At 66.5% G+C, this 15,335-nt stretch carries 15 protein-coding genes; 2 read left to right on the forward strand and 13 right to left on the reverse strand.

Features of this window, described 5'->3' with window-relative positions:
• Window positions 1-19 precede the first annotated feature (19 nt).
• The 4 genes from L1080_RS24720 to L1080_RS24735 form a co-directional block, all read right to left on the reverse strand.
• The gene (locus tag L1080_RS24720; protein ID WP_250766151.1) at window positions 20-805 is read right to left on the reverse strand and encodes an IclR family transcriptional regulator; all 786 of its coding nucleotides are present in this window, start codon (window positions 803-805) and stop codon (window positions 20-22) included.
• A 162-nt stretch (window positions 806-967) separates the two neighbouring features.
• Complete coding sequence (gene bphC / locus L1080_RS24725) at window positions 968-1,873, reverse strand: biphenyl-2,3-diol 1,2-dioxygenase (RefSeq protein ID WP_159918645.1); 906 nt, start codon at window positions 1,871-1,873, stop codon at window positions 968-970.
• A gap of 35 nt (window positions 1,874-1,908) precedes the next feature.
• Complete coding sequence (locus L1080_RS24730) at window positions 1,909-3,090, reverse strand: acyl-CoA dehydrogenase family protein (protein ID WP_250766154.1); 1,182 nt, start codon at window positions 3,088-3,090, stop codon at window positions 1,909-1,911.
• 28 nt (window positions 3,091-3,118) lie between these two features.
• Window positions 3,119-4,279 (reverse strand): Rieske 2Fe-2S domain-containing protein, encoded by a 1,161-nt coding sequence (locus L1080_RS24735; protein WP_250766540.1) that lies wholly within the window; start codon window positions 4,277-4,279, stop codon window positions 3,119-3,121.
• 217 nt (window positions 4,280-4,496) lie between these two features.
• Between L1080_RS24735 and L1080_RS24740 the strand changes: the two genes are divergently transcribed.
• On the forward strand, window positions 4,497-4,982 hold the full coding sequence (locus L1080_RS24740; RefSeq protein ID WP_159918643.1) for a hypothetical protein: 486 nt from the start codon (window positions 4,497-4,499) through the stop codon (window positions 4,980-4,982).
• Between the two features lie 73 nt (window positions 4,983-5,055).
• Here L1080_RS24740 and L1080_RS24745 read toward each other — a convergent pair whose 3' ends face one another.
• From L1080_RS24745 to L1080_RS24755, 3 genes are all read right to left on the reverse strand, one after another.
• Entirely contained in the window at window positions 5,056-6,717 is a 1,662-nt protein-coding gene (locus L1080_RS24745) for a flavin-containing monooxygenase (protein WP_250766157.1), read from the reverse strand.
• A 132-nt stretch (window positions 6,718-6,849) separates the two neighbouring features.
• Window positions 6,850-7,902, reverse strand: a complete 1,053-nt coding sequence (locus L1080_RS24750; RefSeq protein WP_250766160.1) for a ferredoxin--NADP reductase — start codon at window positions 7,900-7,902, stop codon at window positions 6,850-6,852.
• Window positions 7,903-8,000: 98 nt separating this feature from the next.
• Window positions 8,001-8,762, reverse strand: a complete 762-nt coding sequence (locus tag L1080_RS24755) for an SDR family NAD(P)-dependent oxidoreductase (protein ID WP_250766180.1) — start codon at window positions 8,760-8,762, stop codon at window positions 8,001-8,003.
• A 116-nt stretch (window positions 8,763-8,878) separates the two neighbouring features.
• On the opposite strand from L1080_RS24755, the gene L1080_RS24760 reads away from it, so the two are divergent.
• Window positions 8,879-9,661: an SDR family oxidoreductase gene (locus L1080_RS24760; protein ID WP_250766181.1), complete on the forward strand. Its 783-nt coding sequence runs from the start codon at window positions 8,879-8,881 to the stop codon at window positions 9,659-9,661.
• Between the two features lie 5 nt (window positions 9,662-9,666).
• Here L1080_RS24760 and L1080_RS24765 read toward each other — a convergent pair whose 3' ends face one another.
• The 6 genes from L1080_RS24765 to L1080_RS24790 are packed head-to-tail and all read right to left on the reverse strand — an operon-like array spanning window position 9,667 to window position 15,301.
• Window positions 9,667-10,479 (reverse strand): MaoC/PaaZ C-terminal domain-containing protein, encoded by an 813-nt coding sequence (locus L1080_RS24765; protein ID WP_250766183.1) that lies wholly within the window; start codon window positions 10,477-10,479, stop codon window positions 9,667-9,669.
• A gap of 2 nt (window positions 10,480-10,481) precedes the next feature.
• Window positions 10,482-11,660: a lipid-transfer protein gene (locus tag L1080_RS24770; protein WP_250766186.1), complete on the reverse strand. Its 1,179-nt coding sequence runs from the start codon at window positions 11,658-11,660 to the stop codon at window positions 10,482-10,484.
• Entirely contained in the window at window positions 11,657-12,091 is a 435-nt protein-coding gene (locus tag L1080_RS24775) for a MaoC family dehydratase (protein ID WP_250766189.1), read from the reverse strand. Before L1080_RS24775 ends, L1080_RS24770 begins: the two co-directional genes overlap by 4 nt.
• Window positions 12,088-13,200 carry an acyl-CoA dehydrogenase family protein gene (locus tag L1080_RS24780; RefSeq protein WP_250766191.1) on the reverse strand — a complete coding sequence of 371 codons (1,113 nt, stop codon included), beginning with the start codon at window positions 13,198-13,200 and terminating at the stop codon, window positions 12,088-12,090. Before L1080_RS24780 ends, L1080_RS24775 begins: the two co-directional genes overlap by 4 nt.
• On the reverse strand, window positions 13,200-14,138 hold the full coding sequence (locus tag L1080_RS24785; RefSeq protein ID WP_250766197.1) for an OB-fold domain-containing protein: 939 nt from the start codon (window positions 14,136-14,138) through the stop codon (window positions 13,200-13,202). The genes L1080_RS24780 and L1080_RS24785 overlap by 1 nt, the downstream gene beginning before the upstream one ends.
• Window positions 14,135-15,301 (reverse strand): acyl-CoA dehydrogenase family protein, encoded by a 1,167-nt coding sequence (locus L1080_RS24790; RefSeq protein ID WP_250766200.1) that lies wholly within the window; start codon window positions 15,299-15,301, stop codon window positions 14,135-14,137. The genes L1080_RS24785 and L1080_RS24790 overlap by 4 nt, the downstream gene beginning before the upstream one ends.
• Between the last annotated feature and the right edge of the window lie 34 nt (window positions 15,302-15,335).

Here is a 15,335-nt window from a genome sequence, read left to right on the forward strand (position 1 = left end):
TGCCCGACAAAGGCCGAGTTCAGGCGGAATACCGGCCTGCGCCCGGCGTGGCGGTCGCCATGTAGTTGCGCCAGGTTCCCTTGGCCGCCATGCGGATCGGAGCGGTCAGCCGGTGGTCGAGCTTGATCTGGCTGCTGGGTCCGCAGACGGAAATTGCCGCCACCACGTTGCCCTCGGTGCCCACGGGCACGGCAACGCAGCTGACCCCCACAAGGTCCTCTTCCCGGTCGTACGCCGCTCCGCGTTCACGCGTCTTCTGCAGCTCCGCGCGAAAGGCCGCCGGTGAGTCGATGCTGAACCGCGTGCTGCGCGGCAGACCGGCGTCGACGACGCGATCGACCACGTCCTCGGGCGAATGGGCCAGCAGCACTTTGCCCACGCTCGTACAGTGCGCGGGCTGGCGGCCGCCCACCCGCGACGGAAGGCCGACCCCGAAGCGTCCGGCGATCTTCTCGAGATAGACGACGTCGATGCCCTCGAGGATGGCGAAATGGACGGCATGGCCGGTGAGGCGGTGCAGTTCGTGCAGGAAAGGGAGCGCGGCACGGTGCAGTCGGTCCTGGTGCACGGCGAGCGATCCGAGCTCGAACAGTCGCATACCGAGTTCGTAGTCGCGACCTTCACGTCTCAGCCACCTGAGCTGCACCAGCCGCTCGAGCATCCTGTGCGCGGAGGAACGCGGCAGTCCCGTGCGGCGCACGATCTGGGCGAGGGTGAGCCGTCCCGGACCGTCGAAGGCGTCGAGGAGAAGAGCGGCCCGATCGAGGCCGGCGGTGGGGGTTGCGGGGCTGAGTGTCGTAGTCATGGGGACCTCCGTTGCGCCGCTGTGCTGGAGAACGACGCGTTGTGTGACTGGCGACACTTACTATAAATAGGCATATACCTATTTGCAATACGCCAGTCGGCCCGGACAGCAAAAGGCCCGGTACCACGTCGATCGACGCAGGTACCGGGCCTCGAGCAGCCGCTACATCGCGGCCAGCGGTTCGCTTCCGGACCAGTCATGGCCCCAGTAGCTGTCGGCGGTGATCTCTTCGGCCGAGTAGTACTTCTCGTCCACCTTCTTGCCCTCGGTGCCGAACTCGATGTCCCAGCCGCCGGGGGCACGCACGTAGAACGACACCATCTTGTCGTTGGTGTGCCGGCCCAGCGTGGAGGAGACGGAGAACCCGTCCTTCACGACCCGGTCGAGGGCTTGTCCGACGGCGTCGAGTGTGTCGACCTCCACCATGATGTGCACCAGTCCCGGGGCGCCACCGTGCGGTGCGGGGCACAGCGCCAGGCTGTGGTGCCGCTCGTTGACACCCATGAAGCGAACCCGCATCGGGCCGAACTCGGGCGGCGCCGGGATCCGGAAGGCGCCGCGGGGCAGGAACCCGAGCACGTCGGTGTAGAAGTCGAAGGCCCCATTGATGTCCATCACCGGCAGCACCACATGTCCGAGTCCCTGCGCGCCGGTCACGAACTTCGCGCCGAACGGGGTGACCACCGGAGAGTGATCGAGGACGGCACCGTGGAAGATCTCGATCGTCGCCCCGGTCGGGTCCTGGAAGGTGACCACCTCTTCGACGCGGCGGGCGTCCGCTTCTTCCACCGACAGCGGCTTCACCGCGATCCCGGCGCCTTCGACCGCTTCCTGCACGCGCAGCAGGCCAGCATGATCTCGGACCTCCCACCCGATGGTGACCACCTCGTCGGTGTCCCCCGGCACGACGACGATGCGGGCGGCACGCTCGTCCATGCGGAGATAGAGGGCATCCGTGTCCGGGCCCTTGCCCTCGGCGAACCCGAGGACGTCGAACGCGAACGTGCGCCACCGTTCGAGGTCATTGGTCTGGATCTTGACGTAACCCAGTCCCTTGATATCGGTCATAGTGTCTGTCCTTCTTCGTGTTTCGGTAACGCCGGTCAGATCATCGACTTGAGGTTGTCGGCGGGGTCGAGGCCGAGCGAGCTGAGCGCCGATGCGTGGTACACGGTGCTGGGGACATGAATGGCGTGAGCCAGTCCGGCGTGCGCGTCCCGCCAATACCGCTGCAGCGGCTTGTCCATGCGCAGAGCGTTACCGCCGGACCGCGCGAAGATCTGATCGACGGCGGTGACCGCCCGCCATGCTGCGCGGACCTGCGTTCGGCGACCGGCAGCTCGGTCCTCGAAGCTGACCTCCTTACCGGCTTCCACTAGGTCCCAGATCTTGTCGACGTTCGCGAGGAGCTCCTGCCGCGCCGCATTGATGTCGGCCGCGGCCTCGCCGACGGCGAAAAGCACGTAGGGATCGTCCTTGATCGCGGTGCCCTGGGCCCCGACGCGGTCGCGCTGGTAGTCGAGGTGCGCGGCGAGGGCGCCCTCCGCGATTCCCACGACGGCCGAGGAGATACCGAGCGGGAACATCGTCGACCACGGCATGTTGTAGAGCGTCTCGGTGCGGCCGAACTTCTGCACCGCCGTGCCGTTCATGACCTCATCGGCGTCCATGACCCGGTAATCGGGGACGAAGGCGTTCCGGACGATGATGTCCTTGGAACCGGTGCCCTTCAGCCCGACGACATTCCACGAATCCTCGACGATCTCGTAGTCACTGCGCGGAAGAATCATGTGCAGCATCTTCGGCGGCATCGCCATCGCGCCGTCCTTGTCGCCCAGCATGGCGCCCAGGAAAATCCAGTCGCAATGATCGGTACCGGACGAGAACTGCCAGCGCCCGTTGAAGAGGTAGCCACCGTCGACCGGCGTCGCGATGCCGGTGGGCGCGTACGGCGAGGCCATCCACGTGTCGGTGTCCCGGCCCCACACCTCCTCCTGCACCTTCGGGTCGGCGAACGCCAGTTGCCACGGGTGGACGCCGACGATGCCGCACACCCACCCGGTGGCGGGGTCGAGGGCGGCGGCGGCCATCACTGTTTCCGCGAATGCGCGTGGATGGGCCTCGAATCCGCCGTAATTCGCCGGTTGCAGAAGCTTGATCGGCCCGGCTTCGCGGAGCTTCTTCGCGGTGTCGTCGGGCAGCCGGCCGATACGCTCGGCCTCGGGAGCCTGGTCGCGGAGCTCATCCGCGATGGCCATGATGTTGTCGAGAACCTCGTAGGTCATCGTTCGTGTCCTTTGTCTCTGAGCCCGCTCAGGCGTGGGTGTCGAGCGGTACGACGCCGTTGGCGAGGTTGTCGGCAACCTCCGCCTCCCAGCTCTGCACCGCCCTGGTGGTGTCGATCTCGAACTCGAAGCGCTTGGTCATGTCTTCGGTGATGTCCTCGACATCCACGTAGAACTGCTGGTACCAGCGGCGCAGCTGATACACCGGCCCGTCTTCCTCCGACAGCAGCGGGTTGTCGATACGCGACTTGTTGAGCCAGATGTCGACGTCCTGCTTGAACCCGAGTTCGACGCCCTCGGCGAATTGGGCCGCCATGCCGTTGGCCATCTCGTCCGACAGGCCCTCGGGCTTCTTGACCATGGCGCCCCATTGCAGCACGAACGAGTTGGACGTCACCGGATAGTGGCAGTTGATGAGCACCGTCTCGATCATCATGCCGTTCGCCTCGCTCCACAGCTTGTCGATCATGTAGGACGGGCCGAAGTACGACGCGTCCGAGCGCAGCGTGGAGTTCGGGTCGTCGTAGCTGGTGCCCACCGAGATGTCGTGGCGTGGCGTCGACTGCATGTACTGGGTGGCGACGTGCCCCTCGAACACATTCTTGAAGTAGCGCGGGAACGAGAAGTGGACGTAGTAGAAGTGCGCCATGTCGACCACGTTGTCGACGATCTCGCGACAGTGCGAACCCTCCACCAGCAAGGAGTTCCAGGTCCAGTCCGTCCACTCCGAAGACCCGACGCCGTCGATCTCGGGGATCGTCACGTCGGCCGGCGGCGGGTTGCCCTGCGGGTCGTTCCAAACGTAGAGCTGTCCGTTGCGCTCGAGCGTGGTCCAGCCCCGGGTGCGTGCGAGAGGGGGCACGCGGCGCGCGTAGGGAATCCCCGTGCACTTGCCGTTGCCGCCCCAGCGCCAGTCGTGGAACGGGCAGGCGATGGAGTCACCCTTGACGGTGCCCTGCGCGAGGTTGCCGCCCATGTGCCGGCAATACGCGTCCAGCACACTGAGGGTGCCGTCGGAGGTCTCGAACACCACCAGGGACGTGCCGAACGCATCGACCTGATGCGGGGCGCCGTCCCGGAACGTCTTGGCCAAACCCAGGCAATGCCACCCGCGAGCGAATCGCGTGGGGGCAGAACCTACCTCGATCATCCGAACTTCGTCACCGTCTACGGCACCATTGCGCACCATGTCTACCTCCGCCTCGCTGTACGTCAAGAACACCCTCGGGGTGTGGTGCAGCTCATAGTCGGCTCGTCGCGTCCAGTGCGGTACCCAGCTCTCCCACTGAGCGAGAATCTTTCGCAAAGAACCCGATTCCCCTCCCGTTGACAGGGAACGCGGCCGTCGCGCGGGCCCAGCACGATTAGCGTGCACTTCACGCACACCCTCGACATCGGGAGGACCGATGGCCGCCGCCACCACGACTCACACCCGCACAGCCTGGATTCGGCACCTCTGCGACGGCTCCCGCACGCCCGGCACAGCTCTTCCGACGAGGGCCGTCGAGCAGGACTACGTCTTTCTGCACCCGGATCAGATGTGCGAGGACCTGCGCGTGCAGTCCCGGACGGACGGCACCGAGGTGCTGGTGCAGGGCCGGGATTCCGACGAGAGGCTCGTCGTCGAATTCTGGTCCAACGTCGTCGGTTCAGGACCCGCCGACGCCGCAGCCGACCTACTCGAGCAACACTGTGCCGACCGGCATTTCGGAACCTTGCGCCGGTTCCGTACCCGTATTCGACGCGAGATCACCACCGGCGCCCGGTATTCCGCTGCCGTGCAGCAGACCTACGTCCAGGACGGCGCCCGAATGGTGGACGTCACCGTCACGTGCACGCTCGGCGGTGACGTGCTCGCTCAGGCCTGGGCCACCTACGCGCTCCCCGAATAACTTTCGCGCATCTTCCGACGAAATGGTCAGCCGCGCAGACAATTGCCTGCGCGGCTGACCATTGTCTCGGCAACTACCCCACCCGGTCGGCCAACCGAGTGCGAGACCGGCAGAAGTCGAAACCCCGAAATCCGTCGTCCGCGACTTCGGCCAAAATCTTGCCGTACGCACCGAAGCCGCCGATATACGGCATGAAGACGCGAGGCTTCCCCGGAATGTTCGCGCCCATGTACCACGAATTTGCCAGGGGGAAGAGAGTGGCGGACGCCAGCTCCCGGCAATGCTGCACCCAACGGTCCGTAGCCGGGACGGTCGCCTCGATCGCGTCGTGGTCCTTCTCCCACAGGTGCTCGATGCAGGCCGCGATCCAGTCGATGTGCTGTTCGGCACCCAGCACCATGTTGGCCAGCACCGACGGGCTACCCGGGCCCGTCACGACGAACATGTTGGGGAACCCCGGAACACCGACCCCGAGATACGTCTTGGGCCCTTCGCTCCAGTACTCGGCGAGGGACACACCCGCCCGTCCCACAATCCGCATTCGATCGAGGGCGCCGGTCATGGCGTCGAAGCCGGTGGCGAACACCAGCGTGTCGAGGGTGTACTCGGTGCCGGTGGTGGAAATGCCCGACGGGGTGATGGACTCGATCGGTGTCTCTTTCAGATCCACCAGCGTCACATTCGGGCGGTTGTAGGTTTCGAAGTAGTGGGTGTCGGTGACGATGCGCTTGGTACCGATGGGGTGATCGTTCGGGATCAGCTTCTCGGCAATCGCCGGGTCATCGACCAGCCGGCGAATCTTCTGCTCGGCGAATTCGCGTGCGGTGGCGTTGGCGGCATCCGTCTTGGTTTGATCGGGAAAGGTTTTCGCGAACAGGACCCCACCCAGCTTCCAGCGCTCCTCGTAGGCGGCGCGGCGTTCCTCCTCGGACACCTCCAGCGCAGACTTCGGATGCGCGTTGTACGGCGAGCCGCCGCCACTCTCGCGGGAGAGCCTGCGACGTTCGGCGTAACCGGCCTTGATCGCGCGCCGCATCTCGTCGTCCCACGACATATTGCCCGCGGGAACGCTGTAGTTCGCGCTGCGCTGGAACACGTAGAGGTGGTCCGCCTGCTCGGCGATGAGCGGGATCGATTGGATCCCCGACGACCCGGTGCCGATCACCCCGACCCTCTTACCGGTGAAATCGACCCCCTCGTGCGGCCAGTGACCGGTGTGATGCGTGTCGCCCGAGAATGATTCGCGCCCGGGAATGTTCGGCATATTGGCGGTGGACAAGGCACCCGTCGCGAAGATGCAGTACCGGGCCGTCAGGACGTCGCCGCGGTCGGTGCGCACCTCCCACCGCAACGATTCCTCGTCCAGCTCGGCCGACGTCACCCGGGTCTCGAACAGGAAGTGGTCCCTGAGGTCGAAACGGTCGGCGACGTGGTTGATGTACGCCAGGATTTCGGGTTGCGTGGCGTACTTTTCGCTCCAGTTCCACTCCTGCTCGAGCTCCGGGGAAAACGAGTACGAGTAGTCGACGCTCTCGACGTCGCAGCGGGCTCCGGGATAGCGATTCCAGTACCAGGTTCCGCCCACACCCGCGGCCGTTTCGATACCCCGGACGGTCAGGCCGAGGCTCCGCAGTTTGTACACGGCGTACAGTCCGGCGAATCCGGCGCCGACGACCACCGCATCCACGGTGTCGATCCGGTTCACACGAGCAGCATCTTCGGTGCGTGCACTCACGGGCGCGCTCCTCTCCCAGTCGATGGACATAGCCGGCAAAACGCCTGACTGGGACGGTAGGTGGAGACGGGCAGGGCGCCCCAGACCCGTTCCCGGTGAGCGGTCCCCACTCCTGGCCGACGCTGGGTGTACTCAGAATTCGATTCGGAGATGCTCGCTGACGGGTCGTGCTTGGCAGGCGAGAATGTAGCCGTTCGCGATGTCTTCGGGATCGAGTATCGCGGCACTGTCCATCGAGACCTCTCCCTCGATCACCGTGCACGCGCACGAACCACATTCGCCCTCACGGCACGAGTACGGGACTTCGAGCCCCTTGGACAGCATGACGTCGACCAGGGTGGCGGCGCGTGGCCAGCTGAGGTTATGGGTGTCGCCGTCGAGCTGCACCTCGACCGTGGCCGTCGACCCCTCGTCACCGACCGGAATTTGCTCGACCTCAGGCGCGAACGGATCACCCGACAGCGAGGTGAACACCTCCGCGTGCACCTTGTTCCGCGGCATGCCGACGAGCGCGAGCGCCTCGTGAATTGCGCCCATGAACGGTCGTGGACCGCACACATAGGCTCGGCGGTCGTGCCACCGATCCGACAGACTCGCCAACTGCCGCGCAGTGGGCAGGCCCTGCACACTCTCGAGCCAGTGCACGACGGTGAGCCGATCGTCGTGGCGGGAGGCAAGCTCGCGCAGCTCCGCCGCGAAGATGATCGACATCTCGTCCCGGTTCGCGTAGAAGAGCATGACCTTGCCGCCGCCCTGGCTCAACGCGGACTTCAGAATCGACATCACCGGGGTGATCCCACTGCCCGCGGCGAACAGAAGCACGTCCTCGTCGAGATCGACCGGTGTGAACGCTCCTGCCGGCGGGAGAACCTCGATTCGGTCACCGACGTCGACGTGATCGCACAGCCAGTGCGAACCGTAGCCGTCCGCGGTGCGCTTGACCGTGACCTTCGGGAGGTCGTCGGTGAACGGCGAGCTGGCCAGCGAGTAGCACCTCGCCACCGAGCCGGATCGATCGCTCGGAATACGCAGCGTCAGAAACTGGCCGGGTTTGTAGGCGAATTCCTCTCGCCGTTCGGGCGGAACGTCGAATACCAATGATCGCGCCTCGGACGTCTCCTCCACCACAGCGGCGACGGTCACCACTACTGATCGTGAATTGCGCGGTGTTGTAACGGTCGTCATCGCGACGGTGCCCTCTCGGTATGGGAGTTCGATCCTGCCGAAACTAGTGGAGACCGGCGGCTACGGCCGTGGGCTTTCCCGGTGGGCGGGATCAGCTGTCAACCCCACCGGGACTGGCCACCGTCCAGCGGGATCGTCGCCCCGGTGAGGTAGCCTGCGTCCTCACCGACCAGGAAGACGACGGCGCGTCCGATGTCGGTTTCGGCGTCACCGACCCGACCGAGCGGAATACCCGCCACGAACTCGGCCGCCTCCTCCGGATTGTCGTTCATCCAGCGTTCGAGGGCCGGGGTCTTCGCGTGCGGCGCGACGGAGAGCACCCGGATGCCGTCGGTGCCCCATTCGCAGGCAGCCGACCGGGTCAGTGAGCGCATTCCCTCCTTGATCGAACCGTAGGCGCCGTAATTGCTCGCGTCCCAGCGCACCGCCGCCGAGGTCACCAGATTGACGATCACGCCGCCACCGCGGACCTTCATGTGCGGATGGCACGTCTGCATCATGCGGAGCGTCGCGAGCGGTCCCGTCGCGAACGACCGCTCGTACTCCTCGTCCACGACGGACAGGATCGGGCCCGGCTTGCAGTCGTTGGCGTTGTTCACCAGGATGTCCACTCCACCGAAAGCGTCGACGGTGCGTTCGACGGCGGCCACGATGTCGTCCCGTCTGCTGACATCGCAGACGACGGGCACGCTGCGTGCCCCCAGCGCCGTGAGGCGCTCGCAGGTGCCGACCAGTTTCGATTCGGTTCGGCCCGCGACCGCGATCGCCGCTCCTTCCCTGGCCAGGGCGAGGGCGATCCCCTGTCCGATTCCCTGCCCCGCGCCGGTAATCAACGCGACCTTGCCGTCCAGCTTGCCCATACCCGCTCCTGTTCGCCTACTATCGGTTCCGATACCTCCGGCCGTCGGTCGACGACCGGTCCCACTTCCGCTGAGCGTCAGTGTTTCTCGCGCTCTCCCCATCTCAGAGGACTACCGTGACTCTCCCCAACCCCCTCGATTTCCGGAACCGCGCCGTGGTCGTCACCGGCGGCACCAAGGGCATCGGATTCGTCATCGCCCAGTCGTTCCTCGAGGCGGGCGCCGACGTCCTCGTCTGCGCGCGCACTCGCCCGGATGTGCTTCCGGCACACGGCGACCGCACCGCGTCTTTCCGCGCGACCGACGTGCGCGACGCCGACGACGCCGCCGCGCTGATCGACGACGCCGTCACTCGGTTCGGCCGCCTGGACGTGCTCGTCAACAACGCCGGCGGCTCCCCCGACGCCGACGCGGCCACCGTCTCGCCGCGCTTCGTCGAGAAGATCATCGCCCTGAACCTGTTGGCGCCCTTCACTGTCGCCCAGTCGGCCAATGCCGTGATGCAGCAGCAGCCCGAGGGCGGTGCCATCATCAACATCGGAAGCGTCTCCGCTCACGACCCCCAGCCCGGCACCGCCGCGTACAGCGCCGCGAAAGCCGGTCTGCTCGTCCTGACCAAGGCGCTCGCGCTCGAATGGGCCCCGAAGGTGCGGATCAACCACATCACCACCGGGCTCATCCGCACGGACAGCGCCGCGACGGTCTACGGCGACGACGGTGGAGCCGCCGTCACCCGTACCCTGCCCATGGGCCGGATGGCGGTGCCGTCGGACATCGCGGGCGCCTGCCTGTTCCTGGCGAGCCCGCTGGCGTCGTACGTCAACGGTGCCGATCTCGCCGTTCACGGTGGTGGCGAGTACCCGGCCCGCTTCCTCGCCACCCACCCCGACCGCTCGTGACGCTGCTAGCCGAACGCCGCGCGGGCCCCGGCGATCACCGGGTGCCCGCCATGGACGAGCTCGAACGACGCGGCAGCCGCGTCACCCCACGCCCGCAGAACCGGTGAGTCGCCCGGAAACACCGGGGCGGCGAACCGGCCCTCCACTTCCACCAGGTCCGCGGGGTGTACGCCCAGTTGCCGCGCCAATTCGAGAGTGCTCGCCGCCAGTGTGCACAACCCATGCATGATCGGCCGGGGCTGGCCGATCCGGGCGGCCGCCGCCGGGTCGAGGTGAATGTGGTGCCGGTCCCCGGTCAGCCGGTACAGCGCCGCCTGATTGTCCGCAGTGTTCACCACCGCCTCCACGGTCGGCGCGCCCTCTGGCCGAGCCGGTTTCGACGGCCCACGCTCCCCGCCGAATCCACCCGCCCCCGGCGCGAACAGCGACCAGGTGGCGACGAAGAAGTCGGACTCGACGCGCACCTCGAACACCGCCGCCGACCCCTTGTCCCACACCTCACCCACCGATGCAGACAGCGCGATGTCACCGCGGCGTGGGAGCGGCGCGCGCACCGTCAGGTTCTGCGAGCCGTGCAGCGCGGTCTTCGTGTCGAAGGCACCACGTGATCCCAGCTCGTCCGGTGCCCACTGCGCGAGAGTCAACGCGAAGGTGGGCAGCACCCGCAGCCGGTCCTCGAAGACGAGGTCCAGTTCGGTGGCGCGGGCGCCCACCGCCAGCGCATACAGAATCGCGTCCCGCTCGTCGTAGGCCACGGTACGAGTGCCGAGGTCCTCGCCTCGCCACGCCGCCGCAGACCTGTTTTGTGTGCTCGTCATGTTCAGTCCTCACTGCTCAGGATCAGGCCGCTGGTTGGTACTGCCGTGCCGGCGGTCACCAGTACATTGCGAATGTCGTCCGGTTGAGTGGTCGAGGTTCCGCGGATCAGCCGGACTGCCTCCGCGATCCCGTTCACCCCGTGCAGGTACGCCTCGCCGATCTGCCCACCGTGGGTGTTGGCCGGCAGACGCCCTCCCACCTCGAGGTTGCCCTCGCGGATGAAGTCCTTGGCCTCGCCCGGCTTACAGAAACCGAGCTCTTCGAGCTGTGGCAACACCAGCGGGGTGAAGTGGTCGTACAGGATCGCGGCCGAAATATCCTCTGGCGTCAGACCACTCTGCCCGTACAACTGCCGGGCCACCAGTCCCATCTCGGGAATTCCGGTGATGTCGGGCCGGTAGTAGCTCGCCATCATGTGCTGGTCCTTGCCGGAGCCCTGAGCGGCGCCCGCGACGAAAGCGGGTTTGTGCGCCAGGTCGCGCGCGCGTTCCGCCGACACGATGACGAGCGCCTGACCGCCATCGGTTTCCTGGCAGCAGTCCAGTAGGTGCAGGGGTTCGGCGATCCACCGCGAGCTCTGATGGTCCTCGAGCGTGATGGGCCGTCCGTAGAACCAGGCCGCAGGATTGTCGGCGGCATGCTTGCGTGCGATCACCGCGACTCGCCCGAAATCCTCACTGGTGGCGCCGTACTGGTGCATGTAGCGGCGCGCGAACATGGCCACCCACTGCGCCGGCGTCGACAGTCCCTGTGGTGTCAGCCAGGCATATGCGGCCCGGTCGGCGGTGCTGTCCATGGGCCGGTCGTGCTGGCCGAGTCCGTACCGCACCCCGGATCGTTCGTTGAAAGCGCGATAGCAGACCACGACATCGGCGATTCCGGTGGCGACGGCCATCGCCGCCTGCTGCACGGTCGCGCAGGCGGCACCGCCGCCGTACCCGATGCGGGAGAAAAACTTCAACTCTCCGATGCCCGTGTTGCGGGCGACGAGCACCTCGCCGTTGGTTTCCGCGGTGTAGGTGGACAGTCCGTCCACCTCTGCGGGGTCGATGCCGGCGTCGGCGAGTGCCGCCACGATCGCCTCGCACGCGAGCTGGAGTTCGCTGCGTCCGGAGTTCTTGGAGAACTCGGTGGCGCCGATGCCGACGATGGCGGCCGCCCCGGACAATGGGCTGATCACTGAACTCCTCCCGTGGCCCGGGCGACGGTGACGGTTCCGGTCACGTGATCACCGAGGCTGTTGGCGCCGCGCACCTTCACGGTGACCACCCCGGCCTCGTTCGAGATCACCTCGCCGGTCAACGTCAGTACGTCACCGGGATAGTTCGGGGCACCCAGGCGAATCGCGATGCGTCGCAACGACGCCTGTGGTCCCGCCCAGTCGGTCACGAACCGCCCCACCAGGCCGTTGGTGGTGAGGATGTTCATGAACACGTCCTTCGAGCCACGTTCGACGGCCAGTGCGGGGTCGTGGTGGACATCCTGGAAGTCCCTGGTGGCCAGTGCCGTGGCCACGATGAGGGTGCGGGTCAGCGGGATTGCCAGTTCGGGCAGGCTCGACCCGACCTCGACCTCGGTGAACGGGCGGAGGGCACCGGTCGCGGTGCTCATGCGACCACCTCGACCCCGGATGCGAGCAACGCCCCGAGCCGTGCAAGGTCGGAGGCGGAGCCGCCGAGGGTGGCCGCGAGTTGTTTACCCCACAGCAGGTGGCGGTGCACCGGGTAGTCCGTGTCCACGCCGATGCCGCCGTGCACGTGCTGGGTTCGGTGCACCACCCGCTGACCGGCGTCGGTAGCCCACCACTTGGCCACCAGCACCGCAGTTCCCGGGTCTTGACCGTTCGCGAGGAGCCAGACGGCTTGCCACAATGTCACCCGCATCGCCTCGAGATCGATGTAGCAGTCCGCGAGTTGATGAGTGACGGCCTGGAAGGTGGCGAGTGGGCGACCGAACTGGTTGCGTTCGTTCAGGTAGGTCACGGATTGACGCACCGCCCCCTCTCCTACACCCAGTTGCAGTGCGGCAAGGGCTAATTCGATTCGTTCCTGAAGCCAGGCGGGCGTGGTGCCGTCCGCGGGACCGAGAAGCTCCGCGGGTGTCGCGTCGAACGTGACGTTCGCGCAGATCTCGTGGGTAGTCGATGCACCCCGTTCGGCGGTCACTCCCTCCGACCGCGGGTCGACCAGGAACAGCGCCGCACCGGACGGGGTCGTGGCCGACACGACGACCCTTTCGGCAGCGTGCATCACCGGCACGGCGGCTTTCGCTCCGGTCAGCCGCCATCCGCCGTCGACTTCGGTGGCCGTCGTCGACGGGACCCCATCTCCGTAGGGCCCGAATTCTTCGATTCCGATGGTGAGGAACAGGCTGCCGTCGGCCGCGGAGGACACAAGGGCGTCCCGTTGGTCCGGTGTCCCGTACTCGCAGATCGCGAGCGCGCCGAGCACGTGCGGCCACAACGGAACCGGGGCCACGTGCCTGCCCTGCTCCTCGAGGAGGACGTAGAACTCGGGCAGTCCCATACCGCCGCCACCGAGATTCTCCGGAAGGGCGATTCCGAGGAGACCGGTGCCGGCCAGTTCACGCCAGAGGTCTCCGTCGATGCGCTCCGCGTAGGATTCGACCTGCTTGATCCGCTCGGAGGTTGCCTTCGCGGCAAACACATCGGAGGCAAGTCCGCGGACCGCCTGCTGTTCCTCGCTGAAGGTGAAATCCATCAGTGCTCCCTCGATCGTTGGGGCCGGAAGGCGGGGAGCGTGAGTTCGGGATCGGCGTCGATCCAGTCGAGCTCCACCGGCATTCCGATAAAGACGTGTTCGGGTTCGACGTCCGTCATGTTCGCGATCAGGCGTGTGCCCTCTTCGAGTTCGATCACCGCCACGATCAGGGGGTAGTCGAAGGCATCGATCTTCGGGTGGTGATTGACGACGAATGTGTAGACGGTGCCGCGACCGCACGCGTCGACGGTGTTCCACTCCGTGGAGCGGCACTGCCCACACATGGGTCCGGTCGGATGCCGCAACACACCGCACCGGGCGCAGCGCTGGATCACGAGGCGGTGCTCGCGCGCAGCCTCGAACCAGAACGCGTTGTCAGCGTTGAGGGCCGGGCGCGGACGAAGAGCACGCGGGGCCGGTTTCGGGGTGGGCCGGAAGCGGAGAGTCCGCCACCGCTGGGTGCCGACGACGACACCGTCACCATTTCGGTACGTCTTGAGGGTGGTGACGAAATACCCCGCTCCGAGACCCGTCTGCTTTTCCTCGGAGACGGCTTCGACCACCTCCGTCGCGCTCACCCGCTCCCCGGGACGCAGCTCGACGAAGAACTCCTGATCGGAATCTGTCGCCACCACCGAGGTGAACCCCGCACTGTCGAAGGTCTCGATCAGCTCGGTCCAGACGTCGGACGGATCGGTACCGGACATCTTGTCGGCGTACGTGCGCATCGTCCACACCTGCAACATCGGCGCCGGGGCGACGGCGCCCTCACGTCCGGTGCCGCGTGCGGCGTCGTCGTCGAGGTAGACGGGGTTGGTGTCACCCATCGCCTCGACCCAGTGCCGGATCATCGGAGTGTTCACCGGGTCGGGGCCCCACGTGGCCGGGACGATCGTCCGGCCTTCGAAGGCGCGTAACCGGGCGAGGAGCTCACTCACTTCGCCCTCTTCTCGCGCACCAGGCCGAGGCCTCGAGTGCCCACCATGTCCCGCAGCACTTCGTTGACTCCACCACCGAACGTGTTGACGACGCTCTGCCGGGAAATCTGCTCGATCTGCCCCGCCAGGACGGCCCCCGGCGAACCGGGGCGCAACCGGCCGGCGGCACCGAGAATTCCGAGTAGCGCCCGGTACACGTCGACGTGCGTTTCGGTGCCGTAGGTCTTGGTGGCGCCCGCGTCGGCGCCCGACAACGTGTCGTTCGCGACGGCGGCCGTCATCTTCCAGTTCAGCAGGCGCATCGCCTCGAGCTTGGCGTGGGTGCGCGCGAATTCGATTTGCACCCAGGGCATCTCGAGGGCGCCGTTCGCCCTGGCCCAGTCGAGTACCTGATGCCACAACCCGAGTGTGCGGCCACCGAGGGCCGCGAGGCCGATGCGCTCATGATTGAGTTGGGCGGTGATCAGCTGCCACCCGCCGTCGACGGCTCCGACCACGTCCTGATCGCTGACGCGGATGCCGCTGTAGTAGGTGGAGGTGACCGTCAGACCGCCCACCGTGGAAATCGGTGACCAACTGAATCCGGGATCGTCCGTCGGCACGATCAGAATCGAAATACCCCGGTGTTTGGGCGCTGTCGTATCGGTGCGGCAGGCGAGCCACACGTAGTCGGCCGTATTGGCCCCGCTGGTGAAGATCTTGTTGCCGTCCACCACCCAGGAGTCGCCGTCGCGGACCGCCCGCGTCTGCAACGACGCGAGGTCCGTGCCGGCGCCGGGCTCGGTGTATCCGATGGCGAAGACGATCTCACCGGCCAGGATGCCGGGGAGAAACCGTGCCTTCTGCTCCTCGGTGCCGTACTTCATCAAAGTGGGGCCGACGGTGTTGACGGTGACGAAGGGAAACGGCAATCCGGCCCGTTGCACCTCGTCGAAGAACACGAACTGCTCCTCGACCGACCGGCCCTGCCCGCCGAATTCGACGGGCCAACCGATACCCAGCCAACCGTCCTTGCCGAGCAGTCGCACGATCTCGCGGAAATGCTCCCCGCCGACGCCCTCCTCACCCGCGATACGCCGCTTCTCCTCGGGCAGCAGTGCCGCGAAGTAGGCGCGCAACTCCCTCCGGAGTTCCCGCTGCGCGGGCGATTCCCTCGAGTCCATCAGCGTTCTCCTCATGCTGTCGCTACGTTCGTTC

Source organism: Rhodococcus sp. MSC1_016, from assembly GCF_023667485.2.
In the GTDB taxonomy this organism is placed as follows: Bacteria; Actinomycetota; Actinomycetes; order Mycobacteriales; family Mycobacteriaceae; genus Rhodococcus_F; species Rhodococcus_F oxybenzonivorans.